Genomic DNA, 16,801 nt, shown 5'->3' on the forward strand with positions numbered 1-16,801 from the left:
AGTGATTTAAAACCTATTCATTCAAAATTATGATACGAAGAATCATTCTAACTATGGCTTTTTTGGCTAGCCTTTCATTATCAGCCAAGGATGTGAACATGGGCAGTTGGCAGATTGTTCCATTGCCTCAGCAAGTCAAGGAGATGAGTAGCGCTCCTTTCCGCATCACAGCCAAAACTACAATCTATTATGCTGCTGGAGATGAGAAGCAGAAGAAGGATGCCGGGTTCCTGGCATCTCATATCAAGGAGGTAACCGGTATCGAGGTAAAGACTACCGACAAGCAGGCGAAGGGTCAGATCCGTCTGGCGCTGAATGCTGGCGATACTAAATCTGAAGCTTATTCTCTCGTGGTCAACAAGAATGGCATCACCATTTCAGCCACCTCTCATGTAGGTATCTTCTATGGCATCCAGAGTGTGATGAAGGCATTGCCTATCACCCGGAATGTGAAGAGCGTTTCTCTTCCTGCTGCCGAGGTTACCGATGCTCCCCGCTTTGCTTATCGTGCGTTCATGATCGATGTAGGCCGTCATTATTTCAGCGTACCTTATCTCAAGAAGTTGATTGATGTCTTTGCGATGCACAATATCAATTATTTCCACTGGCACCTTACCGAGGATCAGGGCTGGCGTCTTGAAATCAAGAAGTATCCGATGCTTACCCAGATCGGTTCCAAGCGTAAGGAGACTATCCTGCCAACCAACAAGAACGAGTTTGATGGCGTTCCTGTATCAGGTTATTATACCCAGGAGGAAGCCCGCGAAATCGTGAAGTATGCTGCCGACAGATACATCACCGTGATTCCGGAGGTGGATATGCCGGGTCACATGCTGGCAGCCCTGGCATCTTATCCTGAGTTGGGCTGTACCGGTGGTCCTTACGAGGTAGCTACCCGTTTTGGTGTTTTCGAGGATGTGTTGTGTGCCGGCAAGGCTCAGACTCTTCAGTTTGCCAAGGACGTGATGGATGAAATCATGGATATTTTCCCATCAGAGTATATTCATATTGGTGGCGATGAGTGCCCAAAGAACCGCTGGAAGGTTTGCGGGAACTGTCAGAAGAAGATTGCAGATCTCGGTATCCAGGAACTTCCTAAGCACAGAAAGGAAGAGCAGCTCCAGACCTGGTTTATGGGTGAGATAGAGAAGCAGATCAGAAACCGTGGCAGAAAGATGATGGGTTGGGATGAGATTCTGAAAGGAACTCCATCCAAGGACATCACCGTTTGCGGTTGGACCAGTGTGAATGCCAGCATCCGTTCTGCCCGTGAAGGTCATCCTACCATCGTAGCTCCTATCAGCAATTTCTATTTCAGCAATCCTCGCATCAACAAGATAGAGGGTATTCCTAGCATCCAGCGGGTATATGATCTGGAGCCTTGCTCTGATAAGCTGACTCCTGCCGAGCAGCAGAACATCATCGGTGCCGAGGGTTGTATCTGGACCGAGTGGGTAAAGGATGCCGAGAAGATGGAGTGGGAGCTGTTGCCAAGACTTGCCGCCCTTTCTGAGGTGCAGTGGACTGCCAAGGACAAGCGAAACCTGGAGAACTTCTTCCCACGAATGCTCCACATGCAGGATCTCTACCGCCTCTACGGCTTGAATTACAAGGCTGATATCGAGGATGCCGTGAAGAAGCATCTGGAAGAAAAGAAGTAATATTTGTAGATAGCACCGCCCTAACTATATAAAAATAGGTAGTTAGGGCGGTGTTATCGTTTATAGGTGCGCCCTAACTATGTTAAAAAGGTAGTTAGGGCGGTACTATCCTTGCAGATTTCATTTTTTTTGTTTATCTTTGCACCGATAAAATTTAGTATAAATGAAATAAAATCAGAAAGTTATGGATGCAAACGGAATAATAGGACGTGAATATGAGCAGAAACTCATTCTGGAACGTTGTAAAAGCAACAAGGCAGAACTGATAGCTATCTATGGTCGTAGGCGCGTAGGAAAGACTTTTCTGGTTCGAAAAATGTTCAACGACCAGTTTGCCTTTTCCTTTATTGGTATGTATGAAGTGAGCCGTGCGGTACAGCTGGAGCAGTTTCGGATGGCGTTGGCGCAGTATGCTAAGCAGACAGTGCCCAAGCTGAAAACCTGGTTTGAGGCTTTTGCTGCTTTGCGTGAATATCTGTCGGGCTTATCTCAGCAGGAACCGATTGTTCTGTTCTTTGATGAGTTGCCTTGGATGGATACGCCCAAAAGCAATTTTATCGCAGCTTTCAGTTATTTCTGGAATTCATGGGCTTCTATGGTCCCTCAACTGAAACTTATCGTCTGTGGTTCTTCCACCACATGGATGTTGGCTAAGTTTATAGGCGATAAGGGCGGATTGTATGGTCGCGTTACCCGGCAGATCTATCTGGCTCCATTCTCTCTGGGCGAGACAGAACTGTTCTTAAACGAATTGAAAGGCCTTGCTCTTACCCGCCAGCAGGTATTGGATGTGTATATGATATTGGGGGGTATTCCTTATTATCTTGATATGCTGGAGCGTGGTGTGCCGTTAGATGTGTGCATCGACAGACTGTTTTTCTCGCAGGATTCGCCATTACGTGGAGAATTCGATTTCCTCTTCCGTTCTCTCTTTAATGACTCCAAGCATTATCGCAAGATAGTAGAGGTGCTTTCTGAAAAAATGAAGGGGATGACCCGTAAGGAATTGATGGAGGAGTTGAAACTGAAAGGCGGTGGACAGTTATCAGAAATCCTGGAGAATCTGAAGAAATGCGATTTTATCAGGAAATATGCTACCATAGGAAAGAGTGAAAGGGATGCCCTATATCAGTTAACTGACTTATACTCATTGTTCTATACCCGTTTTGTGGCAAATAACAGTGGGCAGGATAAGAACTTCTGGAGTAACATGCGCAATTCGGGAAATAGAACAGCCTGGAGCGGTTATGCTTTCGAACAGGTATGCCTACATCATATCCCACAGATCAAGAAGGCATTGGGTATTTCTGGTGTTTTGGCGAATGTTTATTCCTGGTCCTGCCGTCCTTTTGTAGATTCTACTGGTGCAGAATGGCGAGGAGGTCAGATAGATATGCTGATAGACCGTGCTGATGGAGCTATCAATATCTGTGAGATGAAATATGCCAAGGATGAGTTTGTGATAGATGCCAGCTATGAGCAGCGGCTGCGTGACAGGATGTCTTCCTTCTCTGTGGCGACCAAGACGAAGAAGGCATTGTTGCATACTTTCATCACGACTTATGGGGTGAAGCAGAATATGCATAGTGGATTGGTGAATAGTGAGGTAAGGATGAATGATCTCTTTGGATAAATGGTATTTTAATATCCGTTTTCAAAACTGATACTGCCCCCATGGATAGGAGGCAGGTCGGTGAAAAACGTTGAAAAATCGCCTAGAACCATCTCTTCTTCATTTTCTTCAAGAAATCCTTGGTGATAGGGAAGCTGAAGGCATCACCTATTACGGAGTCGGTATGGCAGAAGGGACATTCGGCTGTAGGCGGCTCATCAGGGAAGTAATCCGTGATTTCGGATGGCGAGAAGATTTCGCAGCAGCTGAAGCAACCGCACTTTTCAGACTTCTCTATCTGTTCCTTGTTGCGGATGCTGCATTCATGACCTGGCGGAAGATCTTGTCTTTCTCCTCCTCTTCTTTCTGCTTCTTCTCAGCCTTTTCCAAATACCCCTTGAATCGTCTCTGAAGATAGAGCGGCACATGATAGTGAAGGGCGAAGACATACAGCGACGGAACCTGGTCGTGGTATTCATAGCCGGGACCATCTATCACGGTATAGCTGTCATCCGTTTCATCGTATGGTAGTTCATCCAATCCCCTTTTATCCTTGACAGCCTGGTTTCTCTCCCAGATCCATTCGGTGGTAAGCGGAGTACCGACGACGATGGCAAGTTTTACCTCATCGCCACGATATACTTCCACGATGTCACCTTTCTGGAATCTGATCTGTTTTGCGTTTCTGCCTCGGAAGGTCTCGTCAGGATGACGGTTGTATGCAGGCAAATCGCAGACTCCGGGATAGTAAATGCTGAAACGCGAACAGCAGTAAGACTGGTCGATCAGTTTTCCCTCACCGTCATACACTCTTTCAGAAAGACATTCGCGGTCGTAGTGCAACAGTCCCATTGGAATCTCCGAGATATAATAGCAGAAGGTATCCAGCGGATAGTCGTCTTCCTCCTTCATCTTTTTGCGGTAAAGGACATCCTGGTGCATCAGTCTCTCAGCCTCCTCCAGAGTTGTGGTGAAGGCTTGCGGACAATAGGTGTTCACCTTGTATTTCGGATAATGTGAACGCTTTTTCTCCTCCAGCTCTTCTGTTTCTAAAACTTCGAGCTTGAAGATGGCAGGAACATCCCGATGCTGTGGATGCTCAGCCAATTGCTTGAATTCTTCGTATGTCATAGGATGGTTATTTTAAGAATTTATGAAACTTGAGAATCTGAGATCTAAGTTCAGGGAGACCATCTTCATCGGGTTCTATCTGATTTTTTGTAGTTCCCCTTCTAACTATATTTTTGTGGATTCTGAGTTGTCTAAGTTCCCCTTTTCCGTTACGATACTTTAAGGGATGATATTGGTGTTTCTTCTTGAATTTAGTACCATTGCAGTTGGTGATATTGATTTCCAGGACCAATCCTTCCATCTGAAAGTCGAGCGGGATGTTGATGGCACGTCTTTGGATATCCATCTCGTAGAAGATACTTCCGTCCTTTTTGCAGAGCACGATGTCCAGATAGTCTGGCATATCAGGTATAGTTCCAGGTTCTGACATTTGTGGTCGAAACTCCCCAAACGCTTCCTTCACATACTCGAATAGTCCCCGAGTATATTTTTCGATATCCACCCCTACATATTGAGTATATGTGTATTTGATAATACATATAGACATTTTATTTGCCATTTTATTCTTTCTTTTTGGTTATACCTTTATAATATAGTAATATGAAGGGAAAATTTCAAAAAAAAGTGCCAATACTTTTAAAAAAGTATTGGCGCTTGATTATAGAATGTGATGTGTATTTCCTATATAGCTATGAACTGTTATAAGCCATATTCTTTGCCATTTTATTTTGCAACAGGTCTCTGAACTTATAATCTTCCGTCGTGATAAACATGTTCAACCACTCCGTTGAGACACCAAACAGTAATATTGTTACCCAAGCTGCGTAACAATCCACAGAGCTGGTATTTGTTCCATACTGAATGATACACTCTTTCAAACAATTTTACTTTGATACCTTTTATTGTACCAATATAATCATTCAAAATTCCTTCTGGCATTCCAACATAAGGCTCTATTTTTATCATCGCATCAACAGGTTTGTCTCCATATTTCTTTCTGAGCTGAGTTACCTCCTTATACATATACTCATTGTCAGCCTTGTTTATCTCTTCTTGTCTCTTATACTCAGAAGCCTGAGCACCAAGACTGACTAGATCTTCATAACCCATGAGAGGCTTTTTGAGTTCTTCAGACAATCGCTGCTTTGACATTCCTATATACGACTCTCCAATAACATCTCCTGCACTATTGAGCTTATAACCAGCCACTAATTCGAACTGCTCACTGGACAAACGTTTTGTATTTGCACTCCATAGCGTAGGTTTTACTGGTTTTAACTTCAGATAGCATCCTCCTTTTTCCTGTAAAAATCCATAAAGATTTTCTCCATTTGGATTATATAGGAACGTGTAGTCTTGACCTTTGTATGCAGACAGACAATCCGTCTCTTCTTGTACAGAATGAAGAGTGGCTATAGGTATATTTGCATTAGTACGGCGCATAATAACTCTTCCGTCTAAATAAAGATTTATACCAGAAAGGCAACCTCCATATTCATCCTTGTAATTAATAGGCTCAATTTTATTCAATGCAGTGGTCATTATAGTGGCATCTTCTCTAAACGAATCATCGCTACTACCATTATAGAATTTTGAAGGTCTGGGAACTTGTTTGATAATTGACACCCATTGCTTAGGGTCACTATTGGTTCTGCAAAGCATGAAAGCAAGACAAGTACCGGTCTTCTTATTTTTAGCAATAACGTCTTTCAATGCTCCATTAAGATCATCCCATGCTGTAGGCTCTTGCTGCATAGCATAGAAGACAAAACTCTTCATATAAGACACATAACTCTTTTGGTCTTCTGCATTTTTCAGTTTATCAATACATTCCTTAAAAGTTATCTCCTTGTTTTGATATTTAGCCAGAACATATTCTGCAGTACCGTGAGCATAACAACGTTTTGCAAAAAAGTTCTTCCATTCTGAAAAGTAATTGGCAGGAGTTTCCACTCCAAGTTTGTCTTTATAGTCTGCCTTCAGATCATTGTCTACTTCTTCAGGAAGAACCAATTTCTTTTGCCCATTGACTTCCTTGTAGAAAACTATTTCTTTGCTCTTAAGCCATGTATTGAAAGAAGCGTCAACCATTGAGATGTCATATGGAATAAATCTCGCTATATCAGAGATTGTCCATTTCTTTGTTTTCAGCAAAGCATGGAGCTCAGCAGTCTTGGCAGACTTGACAGAAGAAGCGTTCTGCGCTTTTATATTCATACAACTAAAAAGCGCAAAACAGATTATTAGGATATTATAATGTATTCTTTTCATATTGTTCTTATTCTGGTAGTTCTATTTCATCTTGTTCTGTATCCTCAGTACTTTCTGTTTTCGGACTATTAAAAACAGGACGCACTAGAATGCCATAGATCGCTTGATCACTATTCTGAACGGTTGCGTTTTTTAGGGACGGATTAACCTTCCCGTTTTTGTCTACGGATATTATTGCTAATATCTGAGCAAGGGATTCCTTGTTGGCAGTTCTATATATAGCCTCCGTCGCTTTTACGGTCATTCCGTTGTATTGTGCTAGTTGTGATAAATTAACGAAAGTCTCATTTTCCGTTATAAATGCCAAAAGGCCAGCCGAAACTTTTTTGGATAATTCCATGTTACCAACCCTAGCATATATATCATTAGGCGGGAAGTAAAGGTAAATGGATTTGCCATTTGGTCCTGTAAATTTCGCAACATATAGTTTGTTGATTACCATATAGTCAAGGGTACAGCTCTCAAACAGTTCTTTCCACTGTTCGGCGGTAGGAATGCTCCATCCCTTGCCATACTTTTTTGTTGCAACATCATACTCTGTTCCTGCAATATTTGTAATGTCAGACTTGAATGTGTATGTATCTGACGTATAAATCTGTTTGGTTGCAGTTTCACCATACGAATAATAGCCACCAACAGAAGTAACGCTTGTTGCACCAATATTTCTATCAGCCCATTTGGTACCGCTTGGCAAACCTAAGTCCACCAATATCGGCTTAGAAGCTGTTTGTTGTGCAGGTCTTTTTGACGCAGTAGTTGGTCTCTTGGTTGTAGTACCTTTTCTTGTCTGTGCTGACAAGGACAATGTAAACATCATTGCACAGGCAATGATAAATAAACTCTTGATTTTCATAATCTTTCAGTTTTTTATTTTATTATATTCGATATTTATAAAGCAGTATGCAGTCAAATCCGCTTATATATGCCGGACAATGTTATATATCCATATGCTTCCTTCAGCGATTAGGATTATGACGAGGTAAACCTTCTTATCTAAACAGGCATTTATCCTTGCTATATAATCTTTATTTGTTGCTAATTGTGTGATTAAGATGAAAGGAGCAATGGGAAGAATAATCCAAACTAGTATGATATTAGGATTCATCCGTACTGCTGCCAATAACTCACCTTCAAGACAAAGCTTTACGGCTCTAGTCATTCCGCAACCCGGGCAAGGAATACCAAAGAGAATTTTAGTAGGGCATAGCACTAAACTTATATCATAGATGTTGTTCAGTATAATCCACACCATTCCCAATATATAAACTCCCAATAGGGTGAAAGCTTCTTGCCTAGTCATTACATGACTGTTATGAATTTTTCTAAGTTCTTCTCCTTTGTTACTTTCATGATTAAAAAGTAATCTATAATCGTCCAGATTCCACAACCTCCACAAGTAAGCAGTTTTGCTATTCCAAGACCTGTGTCACCGATATAAAATCTGTCAATTCCTAATCCGCCAGCAACAATGGAAAGTATTAATGCCATAGTTGGATCTTTTAAGCCTAATGTATACAGCATAGATGTCTTGGATTCATCCATAGCTTCGAATCTGTCCCGGATCATCATCATACTTTCATCAGGAAAATACTTGCTATATGTCATTAATAGCATATTGATTTTGTCATTCATTGTTGTCTTGCTTTTCGTTTTTGAGGAAGAGCTATTTTGCTCTTCCTCAAATCTAATGTTTAAAAATTCATCATCAATTTGTTGTAATTATACTTCTTTGCACGGTTCATTGCTGTAAACCAGTCGATAAGTGTCCAAATACCTGCTCCTCCGCAAGTAATGAATTTAGCGATACCCAAACCTGTTTCGCCAAGCCAGAAACGGTCAACACCCAAAACGCCAAGGAAGAAAGCGAACAAAAATGCAACTGTAGGATTCTTCCATTCCGTAGCCATCAGCATACTCTCTTTGCTCTCGTCAAGTGACTCAAGTTTCTTTTTCACATCTTCAATCATCATTTCTGGGAAAAACTTTCCGTTTATCATGATGAACTGGTTAATCTTTTCTTTTTCCATGATTTTTAAATGTTAAATTTATAATTTGTTTTTATTTTCGCAAATACAACAAGCAAGTGCGAAATTCACTAAATGTTTTGTTTATAACGCTGTAATATACTATGTCTTTTAGAAGTATTTCTTACAGTTTTTATAATCAATAGGAGCGTATATTCTCTTAAAATAATCTTGTCCGCGATACAAACCGTCATTCAGGAAAGTGATGCTGGCAGAGCCGTTCTTGCTTTTGACTTGCAAATCTCCATTGTCGGCAAGTTTATAGGTGAACTTTTCTTTTAGACTTTTAAGGTTATTAATAAATACACCTTTTCCACAGCCATTTATATCGGGAGCACTAAATGCCCAATATACAAAAACTGGTTCATTGCCAAAACCAAAGATATAGTCTACTACATTGTCTTTAAAATCTTTGTATTTGGCTTGTCTTTCTGCTTGTAGCTCCAACTCTTCTTGTGCTTTCTGCTCTTTGAGTTCTAACTCCTCTTTGGCCTTTTGGTCCTTGGCAAGCATATTGCTAATCTCCGTTTTATGGTTGCCGCCATCTTTGAACTTTTCCATGTATTCATTCTCCAAAGAAATCTTGGTGGCAAGATCTTTGGTCTTGCAGATATTGGCATAGGCGGTAGAATCGTCTACCCATACTCTTAAGTTCTTGCGAATCTTGACAAGGTGTTCTGGAGATGCCTCCTCGAAGTAATTGTCAAGGTAAGCTCTCATCTCCTGAGGATTGTTCGAGGTTGATACACGGGCAAAGGCCTTGTCCTCTTTTTCTTTAGAGTTACAGCTGGCCAAAATAGTTATGGCCAGCATGGATAAATATAAAAGCTTTTTCATATGTTATGTATTGATGTAAGATGTTGTATGAATGAGTAATGTTGTAATATTGCTATAGTCGGATATTATTTCATTGCCTCGGTCAACTTTTTGGTGATCTCGACATAGCGTTGTAATTGCTCACTGGTAAAGTTGCCTTTGGCATCTTTGCATTTTTCAAGCAAATCCTGATAGCTGCCTTCCAACTCCTGTGCTTCGCCGAGAGTAGACATATACTCCTCAGAACCTGGTTCCATGTCTTTCAACTTAGCATAGAAGTCTGAGAGTTTGTTGACATATTCCTCGTAGGAGTCGAGCATCTCGTCGATGTTGGTATCTGAAGATGACGAAGAGAGATCGTTAGAGGTGTCTTCGCTTTCTTTGGTCTCCTCGGTCTTCTTCGATGCTCCCTTTCCGGTAATTTGCTCGATGGCATTAGGGATGTTGCAGTATGTCATAAACATGTAATGGTTGTCGGTGGTGGCACTTTCTAGGGTATTGTTCCAAGCTTTGTATGCCTTGGTGACCTTTTTGACATTTTCGCTGTCTTCACCCTCTTTTTGGATGATCTCTTCCCAATCAGGATAATCCTGTGAAATCTTGTATAACTTTTCCATCAGCTCGTCATGTATTCTGTCACAGTCATCGTTGCTGGATGCAGAAGCGAGTTCTTTGGTCGAACTTTCGTATGCCTCTACCAGTTTGTCGAACATTGAAGAAGAACATGCAGAGAACAGCAATGTTAGCATGAATGCAAAAAAAACAGAAATCTTTTTCATAATTAATGATATTTAAAATTAATAAAATTGTTTTTAAAAGTAATCCATTATCATCAACCTCCCATTGCAAATGGGATGAATGCAAGCTTTACCGCCAGTGAATTGTGGCAACTCAGTCAGATTATCTTTCGTGAATATCTTGTCGAGATTAATTTCATTTTATTCTATAGCTCCCGATGCTATCGCAAAGAAGAGCATAATGATAAAAGATTTTTTCATTGTATATTACTTTTTTTTATTATCTTTGCATAGAAATTCAACATCAGGGTGTGGAATAAGACCGAGTTTTCATTAGCTTTGCAAGCCGTAGAATATGTTCCGTCCCCACACCCTTACATCAGAACCTGGATAGTTCAAAGGGCATAGACCCCGTATTCGCAATGATAGCTCATGATGTATCGATGTTTGTTTAATTATAAATATTATGACTATGACTTACGTAGGAATTGACGTCAGCAAAGCAACCTTCGTTGTTGCTTATTCATCTGCCAAAAGCAGTGAAACCAAAACTTTCAAGAATACCACAAAGGGTATCCGAGAGTTTATCCGAACCATCTCTCCTGAAGAGAACCATTGTGTGTTGGAAGCAACAGGCAACTACAGTATGCTGCTTGTCTATTTGCTCTCCAAGGCAGGCTTTACTGTCAGCCTGGAGAATCCTCTGAAGATAAAGAACTTTGCACGTGTCATGCTCTCTGTTGTCAAAACAGACGAGATAGATGCCCGCCTCATTGCCTTGTATGGTGAGAGAATGCAACCAGCACCATTTAAGCTCCGTAGTGATTCCCTTTTGTTACTCAAGCAAAAGCGCACTGTATTACGTCAACTGAAGAAGCAGCTTACCGCTAACAGAAACCTTGAAGGTTCACTTAAAATCCTGCCATTCATTGATTCCAAGTGCAAGAAAGTCTTGGAGAAGACTATCAAGTTTCTAGAGAAACAAATCGAAGAAATGGAGGAAGAGCTAACTTCCTTAGCAGAGATTGAATACAAGAAGCAGATGGATTTACTCACTTCCATAAAAGGAATAGGAGCAACCCTTGCAGCTGCACTCATCATTGCCACAGGTGGATTCACCTACTTTGATAATGCTAAGCAACTTACCCGATATTTAGGGCTGTCACCTACTTACCAACAGTCTGGTACGTCAGTCAATGTCAAAGGGCACATTAATCGTAACGGAGATGCTTATCTGCGTAGTCAGCTTTATATTGGAGCTATGGCATCATTGCGGTGCAACACAGAATGCAAAGCATGCTTTGAACGCTTGCGGTCAAATGGGAAGCCAGGAAAAGTGGCTATTGTCGCTGTTGCCAACAAACTCATCAGACAAGCCTTCGCTGTTGTTACACAGGAGAAAATATATATAGATGGATATAAGTCTGTAAAGCCATAAAACCATCTCTCCGCCTGAAGGAACGCCTTGTCGGCTAGGGGCTGAGATATCAGTCCTAAAGATCCTCTATGTGCCTACGAAAATGCATATTCATGCTAAATTTCGTTAACCGTATTCATTTTTATTATTATAGTTCATATTCTTGTGAATCAATACTGCGTTAAATTAATATTTAATCGTCTGTAAATCAATAACTTATATTAAGAAATGCTTATGAAAACTTAACTATAAAAAGTTGGTCAAGTCGCTGATTTTCAGTAACTTTGCAAATCACGACAAACGCAAAATTATATGAATACAGGACTTGACCAATATATGGATATCTTTAAAGATGCAGTTGAAGATTCGGCTGCAAAGTTAACAAAAAGTTTCGAGAAAATACTCATCGAGGTGATAATTTTGTTCATGGTAATACCAAGAAAGATAAATTTCACCCAAATGGGGAGGTATGGCTCGCATGTTGAGCAAACCTATCGCAACGCATTCGGCTTAAAAAAGTCGAAAAACATTGACTGGCTCAAACTTAATGTATCACTTGCCAAGCGCTTCTTTGCTAAACAGGGAAGATGGGCTATTGCCATTGATCCCAGCTACATCAGCAAAGCTGGCAAGAAGACTCCACATATCGGTCGTTTTTGGTCGGGATGTGCACAGTCTGTTAAACATGGTCTCGAAATCATGGGTATTGGCCTCGTTGATATTGATACCAAAGACTGCATGATGTTAAGAGCCCACCAGTCGCTAAGTAATAAAGAACTGAGTCTTAGAAACAAGACTATGGTAGATTTCTATATCAGCGTCATTAAGCGTTACCGCAAGGAACTTCTCAAACTCTCAACCCTCATAGTTGCAGATGCTTACTTCTCTACAAGTACATTTGTTAATGGGATAAAGAAAGAAGGGTTCTCTTTGATAAGCCGCTTTCGTGACAATGCTTGTCTCTTTTATGTCTATGCTGGTCCACGTACTGGAAAACGTGGTCGCCCCAAGACCAAGGATGGCAAGATTGATATGAAGAATCTTGACCTCACTCGAATGGAGAAGATGGAGATGAAAGATATAGAAGGAACAGCTTATACTTTGATAGCCTATTCCAAGGCACTCAGGTGTAAAGTTAGACTTGTCATCTGGCAGATGCCGAATGGCAAGAAGAAACTATTCTTCTCTACAGACACCTCACTTTCGGGTGAAGAGGTACTTCTTTATTATAGAACCAGGTTCCAGATCGAATTTTGCTTTCGTGACGCCAAAGGATATACTGGTCTTATGGACTGCCAGGCTCGCGATAAGTGGAAACTCGATTTTGCTTTCAATGCTTCGTTCACATCACTAAATGTTGCCAAGGTAACTATGAAGGAGATGGGAATGGAATATTCTATGTCTTCATTCAAGTCACTGATGACCAACATTTATCTGGTGAAACGAATTTTTAAAGCAAGTGGGTACACCCCGAACCGAACTTTAATTAGCAAGATTTTCAAAGATCTCTCGTGCTTACAGCGTATAGCTGCTTAGCACATTATTGAATTATTAACGAACTATTGGTGAATTATTTGTTGTTCTTATTCTTGAATGCATGGACAAAATCAGTTATAGCCTTTTCACGATTCTCTTTTTTCATGTAGGAATTCCCTATGTAAGGAACATAATAGAGTTCACAGTTTATAGAACCCACTATTTTGCTTAGAATTGCGTTAGCAGTTCTTCCGTGAGAAATGATGCAACTTGGTTTTACCAATTCTATCTCTTTCTGGAGAATTTCTTGATATTTTCGAGTTTCAGTCTTTAGAATGCCTCTCTTGTCTGTTGTAAACAGTTTGTTGCAATCTGTCATATAAATCGCAGTTCCAGGAGCTGTTTCAAGAGCCTGAAATATGACTGGTGTCATAAATCCCTTGCGAGTATTGGTACGATAGCTTTTGTCATGAAAGCCAAAAGAAGATGACAAAGACAGCTTTCCTTTATACCGTTCTGTGCGTCTTGGGTCTTGGCTTACTACCATGACAATATTTGATATAGGCTTATCTTGGTCTGTTCGTATAAGTGTAGGTAAGTCAAATCCTAAGATACTATAGTCTTGGTAATTTTGTGGGGCATCAATATATTTAACGGCACATCCATTATCTGTTGGACCGTCAGGATACTCCCAATTACATTGCTCTTCCATTTCCTGGTAACTTTTCAATAGGATATCCTCGTATTTTTTTTCATTGAAGATAATACTACTTATACTAGATAATACTTTCAGCATTATCTTATCATCAGTATCGGATATATAAATGTTAGTTCTTTCCATGATGTTTATCATTTACTTGTTTGTTATTTCATTCTTAGGCACAAAAAAGGTGCGAACCAATTTCATTCTGTTCTGAAGGTTCTGGACTACCTGTACACAAAGAATGAAAATCAGCTCACACCAATGTGTATATGTTGATACCCATCCCGCCGAAGCGGAATGGATACAATAATACACGGTTGGGTGAACAACTTCTGTCTTCGTTCTTGTGTACAATGAATTGTCCAGATTCTCAGTACGAACCAAGCATGGTTGTTTCCTTAACATGTCTGCTGCTTGTTTAGAACAGCACTGCAAATATACCATTTTTTTTCTAAAGTTGTTCATTGTGAGCTGATTTTTTTGCAAAAATAGGTGTTTTTTCTGCTTTTTCAGCGTTCCATTCCGTTCCAAGTTCAAAATATAGGGCGTTTTTAGTCGAAATATTGACTTTTTTGTGTGTTGGTTGGATTTGTTTCAGTATCTTTGCAGCATGGAACAGATATTACGTGAAATGATAGAAAAAATGGTGGGACGCAAGATGGTTGTGCCCCGCGACTTCGCTTGGTTGAGCGAAAAGGTGGAGGAACGTACCCAGCAAAGGGTGAGTGCCTCTACGCTGCGACGATTCTGGGGATACGTGAGCGAAGGGGTTTCTGCCAGCAAGTTTACCAAGAATGTTTTGGCGAATTTTCTCGGTTATGCGGACTTTGAGGAGTTTGGATTGTCGCAAGGGATGGGAGAGCAGCAGAGCCAGATGGTTATAGGCAAGGAAATCTCATGCGATGTTCTTTATGAGGGACAGATGCTCAAACTTTCCTGGCTGCCTGACAGAACCTGCATCATCAGGTATCAGGGAAACGGAAGTTTCAAGGTGGTATCATCAGAAAATACCAGATTGGCGAAAGATGATACTTTTGAGTGCCATCATTTTATCAATCATGAGCCTGCTTATCTCCATGCTTGGAAACATGGAGATGATGAACCGGTTACTTACGTCATAGGTAAGAAGAACGGCATCATCGTAGAGCATTATTTGGAAGATTGAAAACTCGACAGGGTTGGCTTCACATATCTCTCAGTGGTATAAGAGGACAGTTCATAGATGATATCTGCCTTCTTGCCGTCTATGTCCTTAGAGAATGTCTGTGGATAAGTCGTTGTGATGAATTCATTACTCTTATTTACAAACTGAAAGTATGCCTCGCTCTTTTTCACAACAGACCGGATGGTGTCTATGCCGGATTCCTTCCACATCTTGTCGATAGTCTTTTTGCCTTCGGATAGGAGTTCGGCGGCTTGTGCCTGTGATGCAGAAGATGGCTCGGTAGCTGTTGGCTGCAAGGATTTCTGGCCATTGGAAAGTGGGGCAGGCTTCTTGGTTTGCTGGCGGATGGATGTATCCTTCTTGGCTTCGGTATGTTCAGGGGTGGTGTTTATGCTCCTCTCCTGGTGATGCAGTAAAGGATAACTGATGAAACCAAATAAGATGATACAAGCCAAAGCTGCGATTGCGATACGCTTGATACCGGATAGATGGCTGTTTCTGCGAGCTATGAAATCGGCTTTGAGTTCGTCAATATTGGCATATCGCTGGGTTATGGGAGCCTTACATCGTTTGATGATGGCAGTATAGGGTTTGCCTGGAAGTATCTTTTCCAGGATACAACCGATACTGAAGATGTCGTTGCGGATGTCTGCCTGTTGGGATACAATCTGTTCAGGTGAGATGTAGCCCGGTGTGCCGGCAGGCTGTTTGAGGATGGTAAAGTCATCGGTATCTGAAAGTCCGAAATCGATGAGCTTTACATGATTTCCGTTATGGGTAATCATGATATTTGAAGGTTTTAAGTCTCTGTGTACTATCTGCTTGGCGTGGATGTAATGCACAGCATCAAGCAACTGGAGGAAGATGTCTTCTCCCTCAGCCTTCCTACCGCTCCAGTGTTCCAGCGTGATACCATCTATCCATTCCATTACGATACAGGTACCCATTTCCGGTATTTCTTCCATGCTGTAGGCTGATACGATGTTGGGATGCTGCAGGGATATGAGAATATCGAACTCTTTGTGCAGCAGGTTCTTGTAGTTTCCGTCTTGGCGATATGGCTTCTTCAGGCCTTTGAGCACCCACCATCTGCCATAGCGCTTTGCCTTGCAAAGAATGTTGAATCCTTTGCAAGGTATGGGAGTAAAGTCTGAAAATTGCTCAGACCTTCTGCTTTCTTCTATGATGATTCCAGAATATGAATCCATGTTACTCAGACTGGGTTGATAATTCGGTTGCAAAGTTAACTAAAAGTTTCGAGAAAACCTTCTTCTGGGTGATTTTTTATGATTAGTAAGGGGATACTTGCTTTGTATAAGGATTATCCCCCTGTTTGCATCAATGAATGTATAGAGATACCCATCCCACAGAAGCGGGATGGATACGTGAATACATATTTAGACAAACAATTAGAGCTGTCGTTCCTGTGTACTGTGAATTGTCCAGGTTCTCAGATGGAACAAAGCATAGTTGCTTCCTAATTATGTCTGCCGTCATTTCTAATGGCATTGCAAATATAGGCATTTTAAAAGGAATTTTCAAGCGAAAGAGAATCTTTTAGTAGTCTTTAAACTTTTACGATGTTTTTTGTTTGTATTTTTGTTCAAGCTCATATCCTGCAAATTTACACCTTAATATATCGGGGAATGCTTGCCGCAAATCCCCTCCCTTTTTCTTATGGAATGTGGAAGCCTACCCCTTTAATGTCCGTTTTCAAAACTGATACTGTCCCCATAAGATAGGGATATCATCCTTTAAAATCAGTTAAAAAGTGGGCGCTCCTTTATAAAATTTGTGGGAAAGTTGCAGGATTCCCTCATAAAATGTGTATATTTGCAGCGTTATTCC

The 16,801-nt window shown here is 41.0% G+C and carries 16 protein-coding genes; 5 read left to right on the plus strand and 11 right to left on the minus strand.

Annotated features, from left to right (window positions below; genetic code table 11):
- Positions 1-29 precede the first annotated feature (29 nt).
- Together ACTQ16_RS14035 and ACTQ16_RS14040 are read left to right on the plus strand one after the other, a co-directional pair.
- Complete coding sequence (locus ACTQ16_RS14035; RefSeq protein ID WP_441937952.1) at positions 30-1,661, plus strand: beta-N-acetylhexosaminidase; 1,632 nt, start codon at positions 30-32, stop codon at positions 1,659-1,661.
- 184 nt (positions 1,662-1,845) lie between these two features.
- Positions 1,846-3,294: an AAA family ATPase gene (locus ACTQ16_RS14040; RefSeq protein ID WP_441937954.1), complete on the plus strand. Its 1,449-nt coding sequence runs from the start codon at positions 1,846-1,848 to the stop codon at positions 3,292-3,294.
- A gap of 273 nt (positions 3,295-3,567) precedes the next feature.
- Here the strand turns inward: ACTQ16_RS14040 and ACTQ16_RS14045 are convergent, their stop codons facing one another.
- The 9 genes from ACTQ16_RS14045 to ACTQ16_RS14085 all read right to left on the minus strand — a co-directional run bounded on the left by ACTQ16_RS14045 (position 3,568) and on the right by ACTQ16_RS14085 (position 10,234).
- The gene (locus ACTQ16_RS14045; RefSeq protein ID WP_441937956.1) at positions 3,568-4,404 is read right to left on the minus strand and encodes a hypothetical protein; all 837 of its coding nucleotides are present in this window, start codon (positions 4,402-4,404) and stop codon (positions 3,568-3,570) included.
- Positions 4,405-4,411: 7 nt separating this feature from the next.
- Positions 4,412-4,903, minus strand: coding sequence for a hypothetical protein (locus tag ACTQ16_RS14050; protein ID WP_441937957.1), 492 nt, complete (start codon positions 4,901-4,903; stop codon positions 4,412-4,414).
- Between the two features lie 188 nt (positions 4,904-5,091).
- Entirely contained in the window at positions 5,092-6,615 is a 1,524-nt protein-coding gene (locus tag ACTQ16_RS14055; protein ID WP_441937958.1) for a hypothetical protein, read from the minus strand.
- 7 nt (positions 6,616-6,622) lie between these two features.
- Positions 6,623-7,468 carry a hypothetical protein gene (locus ACTQ16_RS14060; RefSeq protein WP_441937960.1) on the minus strand — a complete coding sequence of 282 codons (846 nt, stop codon included), beginning with the start codon at positions 7,466-7,468 and terminating at the stop codon, positions 6,623-6,625.
- Between the two features lie 63 nt (positions 7,469-7,531).
- Positions 7,532-7,915, minus strand: a complete 384-nt coding sequence (locus ACTQ16_RS14065) for a DUF2752 domain-containing protein (protein ID WP_441937962.1) — start codon at positions 7,913-7,915, stop codon at positions 7,532-7,534.
- Positions 7,915-8,247, minus strand: a complete 333-nt coding sequence (locus ACTQ16_RS14070) for a TM2 domain-containing protein (protein ID WP_117586583.1) — start codon at positions 8,245-8,247, stop codon at positions 7,915-7,917. Before ACTQ16_RS14070 ends, ACTQ16_RS14065 begins: the two co-directional genes overlap by 1 nt.
- Before the next feature lie 59 nt (positions 8,248-8,306).
- The gene (locus ACTQ16_RS14075) at positions 8,307-8,642 is read right to left on the minus strand and encodes a TM2 domain-containing protein (protein ID WP_441937963.1); all 336 of its coding nucleotides are present in this window, start codon (positions 8,640-8,642) and stop codon (positions 8,307-8,309) included.
- Positions 8,643-8,750: 108 nt separating this feature from the next.
- A complete protein-coding gene (locus ACTQ16_RS14080) occupies positions 8,751-9,476 on the minus strand; it encodes a hypothetical protein (protein ID WP_254974978.1) in 726 nt (241 codons plus the stop codon).
- 65 nt (positions 9,477-9,541) lie between these two features.
- Entirely contained in the window at positions 9,542-10,234 is a 693-nt protein-coding gene (locus tag ACTQ16_RS14085) for a hypothetical protein (protein ID WP_441937965.1), read from the minus strand.
- Between the two features lie 430 nt (positions 10,235-10,664).
- Between ACTQ16_RS14085 and ACTQ16_RS14090 the strand changes: the two genes are divergently transcribed.
- Both ACTQ16_RS14090 and ACTQ16_RS14095 read left to right on the plus strand, forming a co-directional pair.
- Positions 10,665-11,630 carry an IS110 family transposase gene (locus ACTQ16_RS14090; protein ID WP_153127740.1) on the plus strand — a complete coding sequence of 322 codons (966 nt, stop codon included), beginning with the start codon at positions 10,665-10,667 and terminating at the stop codon, positions 11,628-11,630.
- Between the two features lie 291 nt (positions 11,631-11,921).
- A complete protein-coding gene (locus tag ACTQ16_RS14095; RefSeq protein ID WP_441937967.1) occupies positions 11,922-13,145 on the plus strand; it encodes a transposase in 1,224 nt (407 codons plus the stop codon).
- A 34-nt stretch (positions 13,146-13,179) separates the two neighbouring features.
- On the opposite strand, the gene ACTQ16_RS14100 is transcribed toward ACTQ16_RS14095, so the two are convergent.
- A complete protein-coding gene (locus ACTQ16_RS14100; RefSeq protein ID WP_287621927.1) occupies positions 13,180-13,926 on the minus strand; it encodes a hypothetical protein in 747 nt (248 codons plus the stop codon).
- Positions 13,927-14,398: 472 nt separating this feature from the next.
- On the opposite strand from ACTQ16_RS14100, the gene ACTQ16_RS14105 reads away from it, so the two are divergent.
- On the plus strand, positions 14,399-14,953 hold the full coding sequence (locus ACTQ16_RS14105) for a hypothetical protein (protein ID WP_441937968.1): 555 nt from the start codon (positions 14,399-14,401) through the stop codon (positions 14,951-14,953).
- Here the strand turns inward: ACTQ16_RS14105 and ACTQ16_RS14110 are convergent.
- Positions 14,938-16,161, minus strand: a complete 1,224-nt coding sequence (locus ACTQ16_RS14110; RefSeq protein ID WP_441937970.1) for a serine/threonine-protein kinase — start codon at positions 16,159-16,161, stop codon at positions 14,938-14,940. The two genes, ACTQ16_RS14105 and ACTQ16_RS14110, sit on opposite strands and share 16 nt — an antisense overlap.
- Positions 16,162-16,801 lie beyond the last annotated feature (640 nt).

This window comes from Prevotella sp. LCP21S3_D2, assembly GCF_052118345.1.
GTDB lineage: Bacteria > Bacteroidota > Bacteroidia > Bacteroidales > Bacteroidaceae > Prevotella.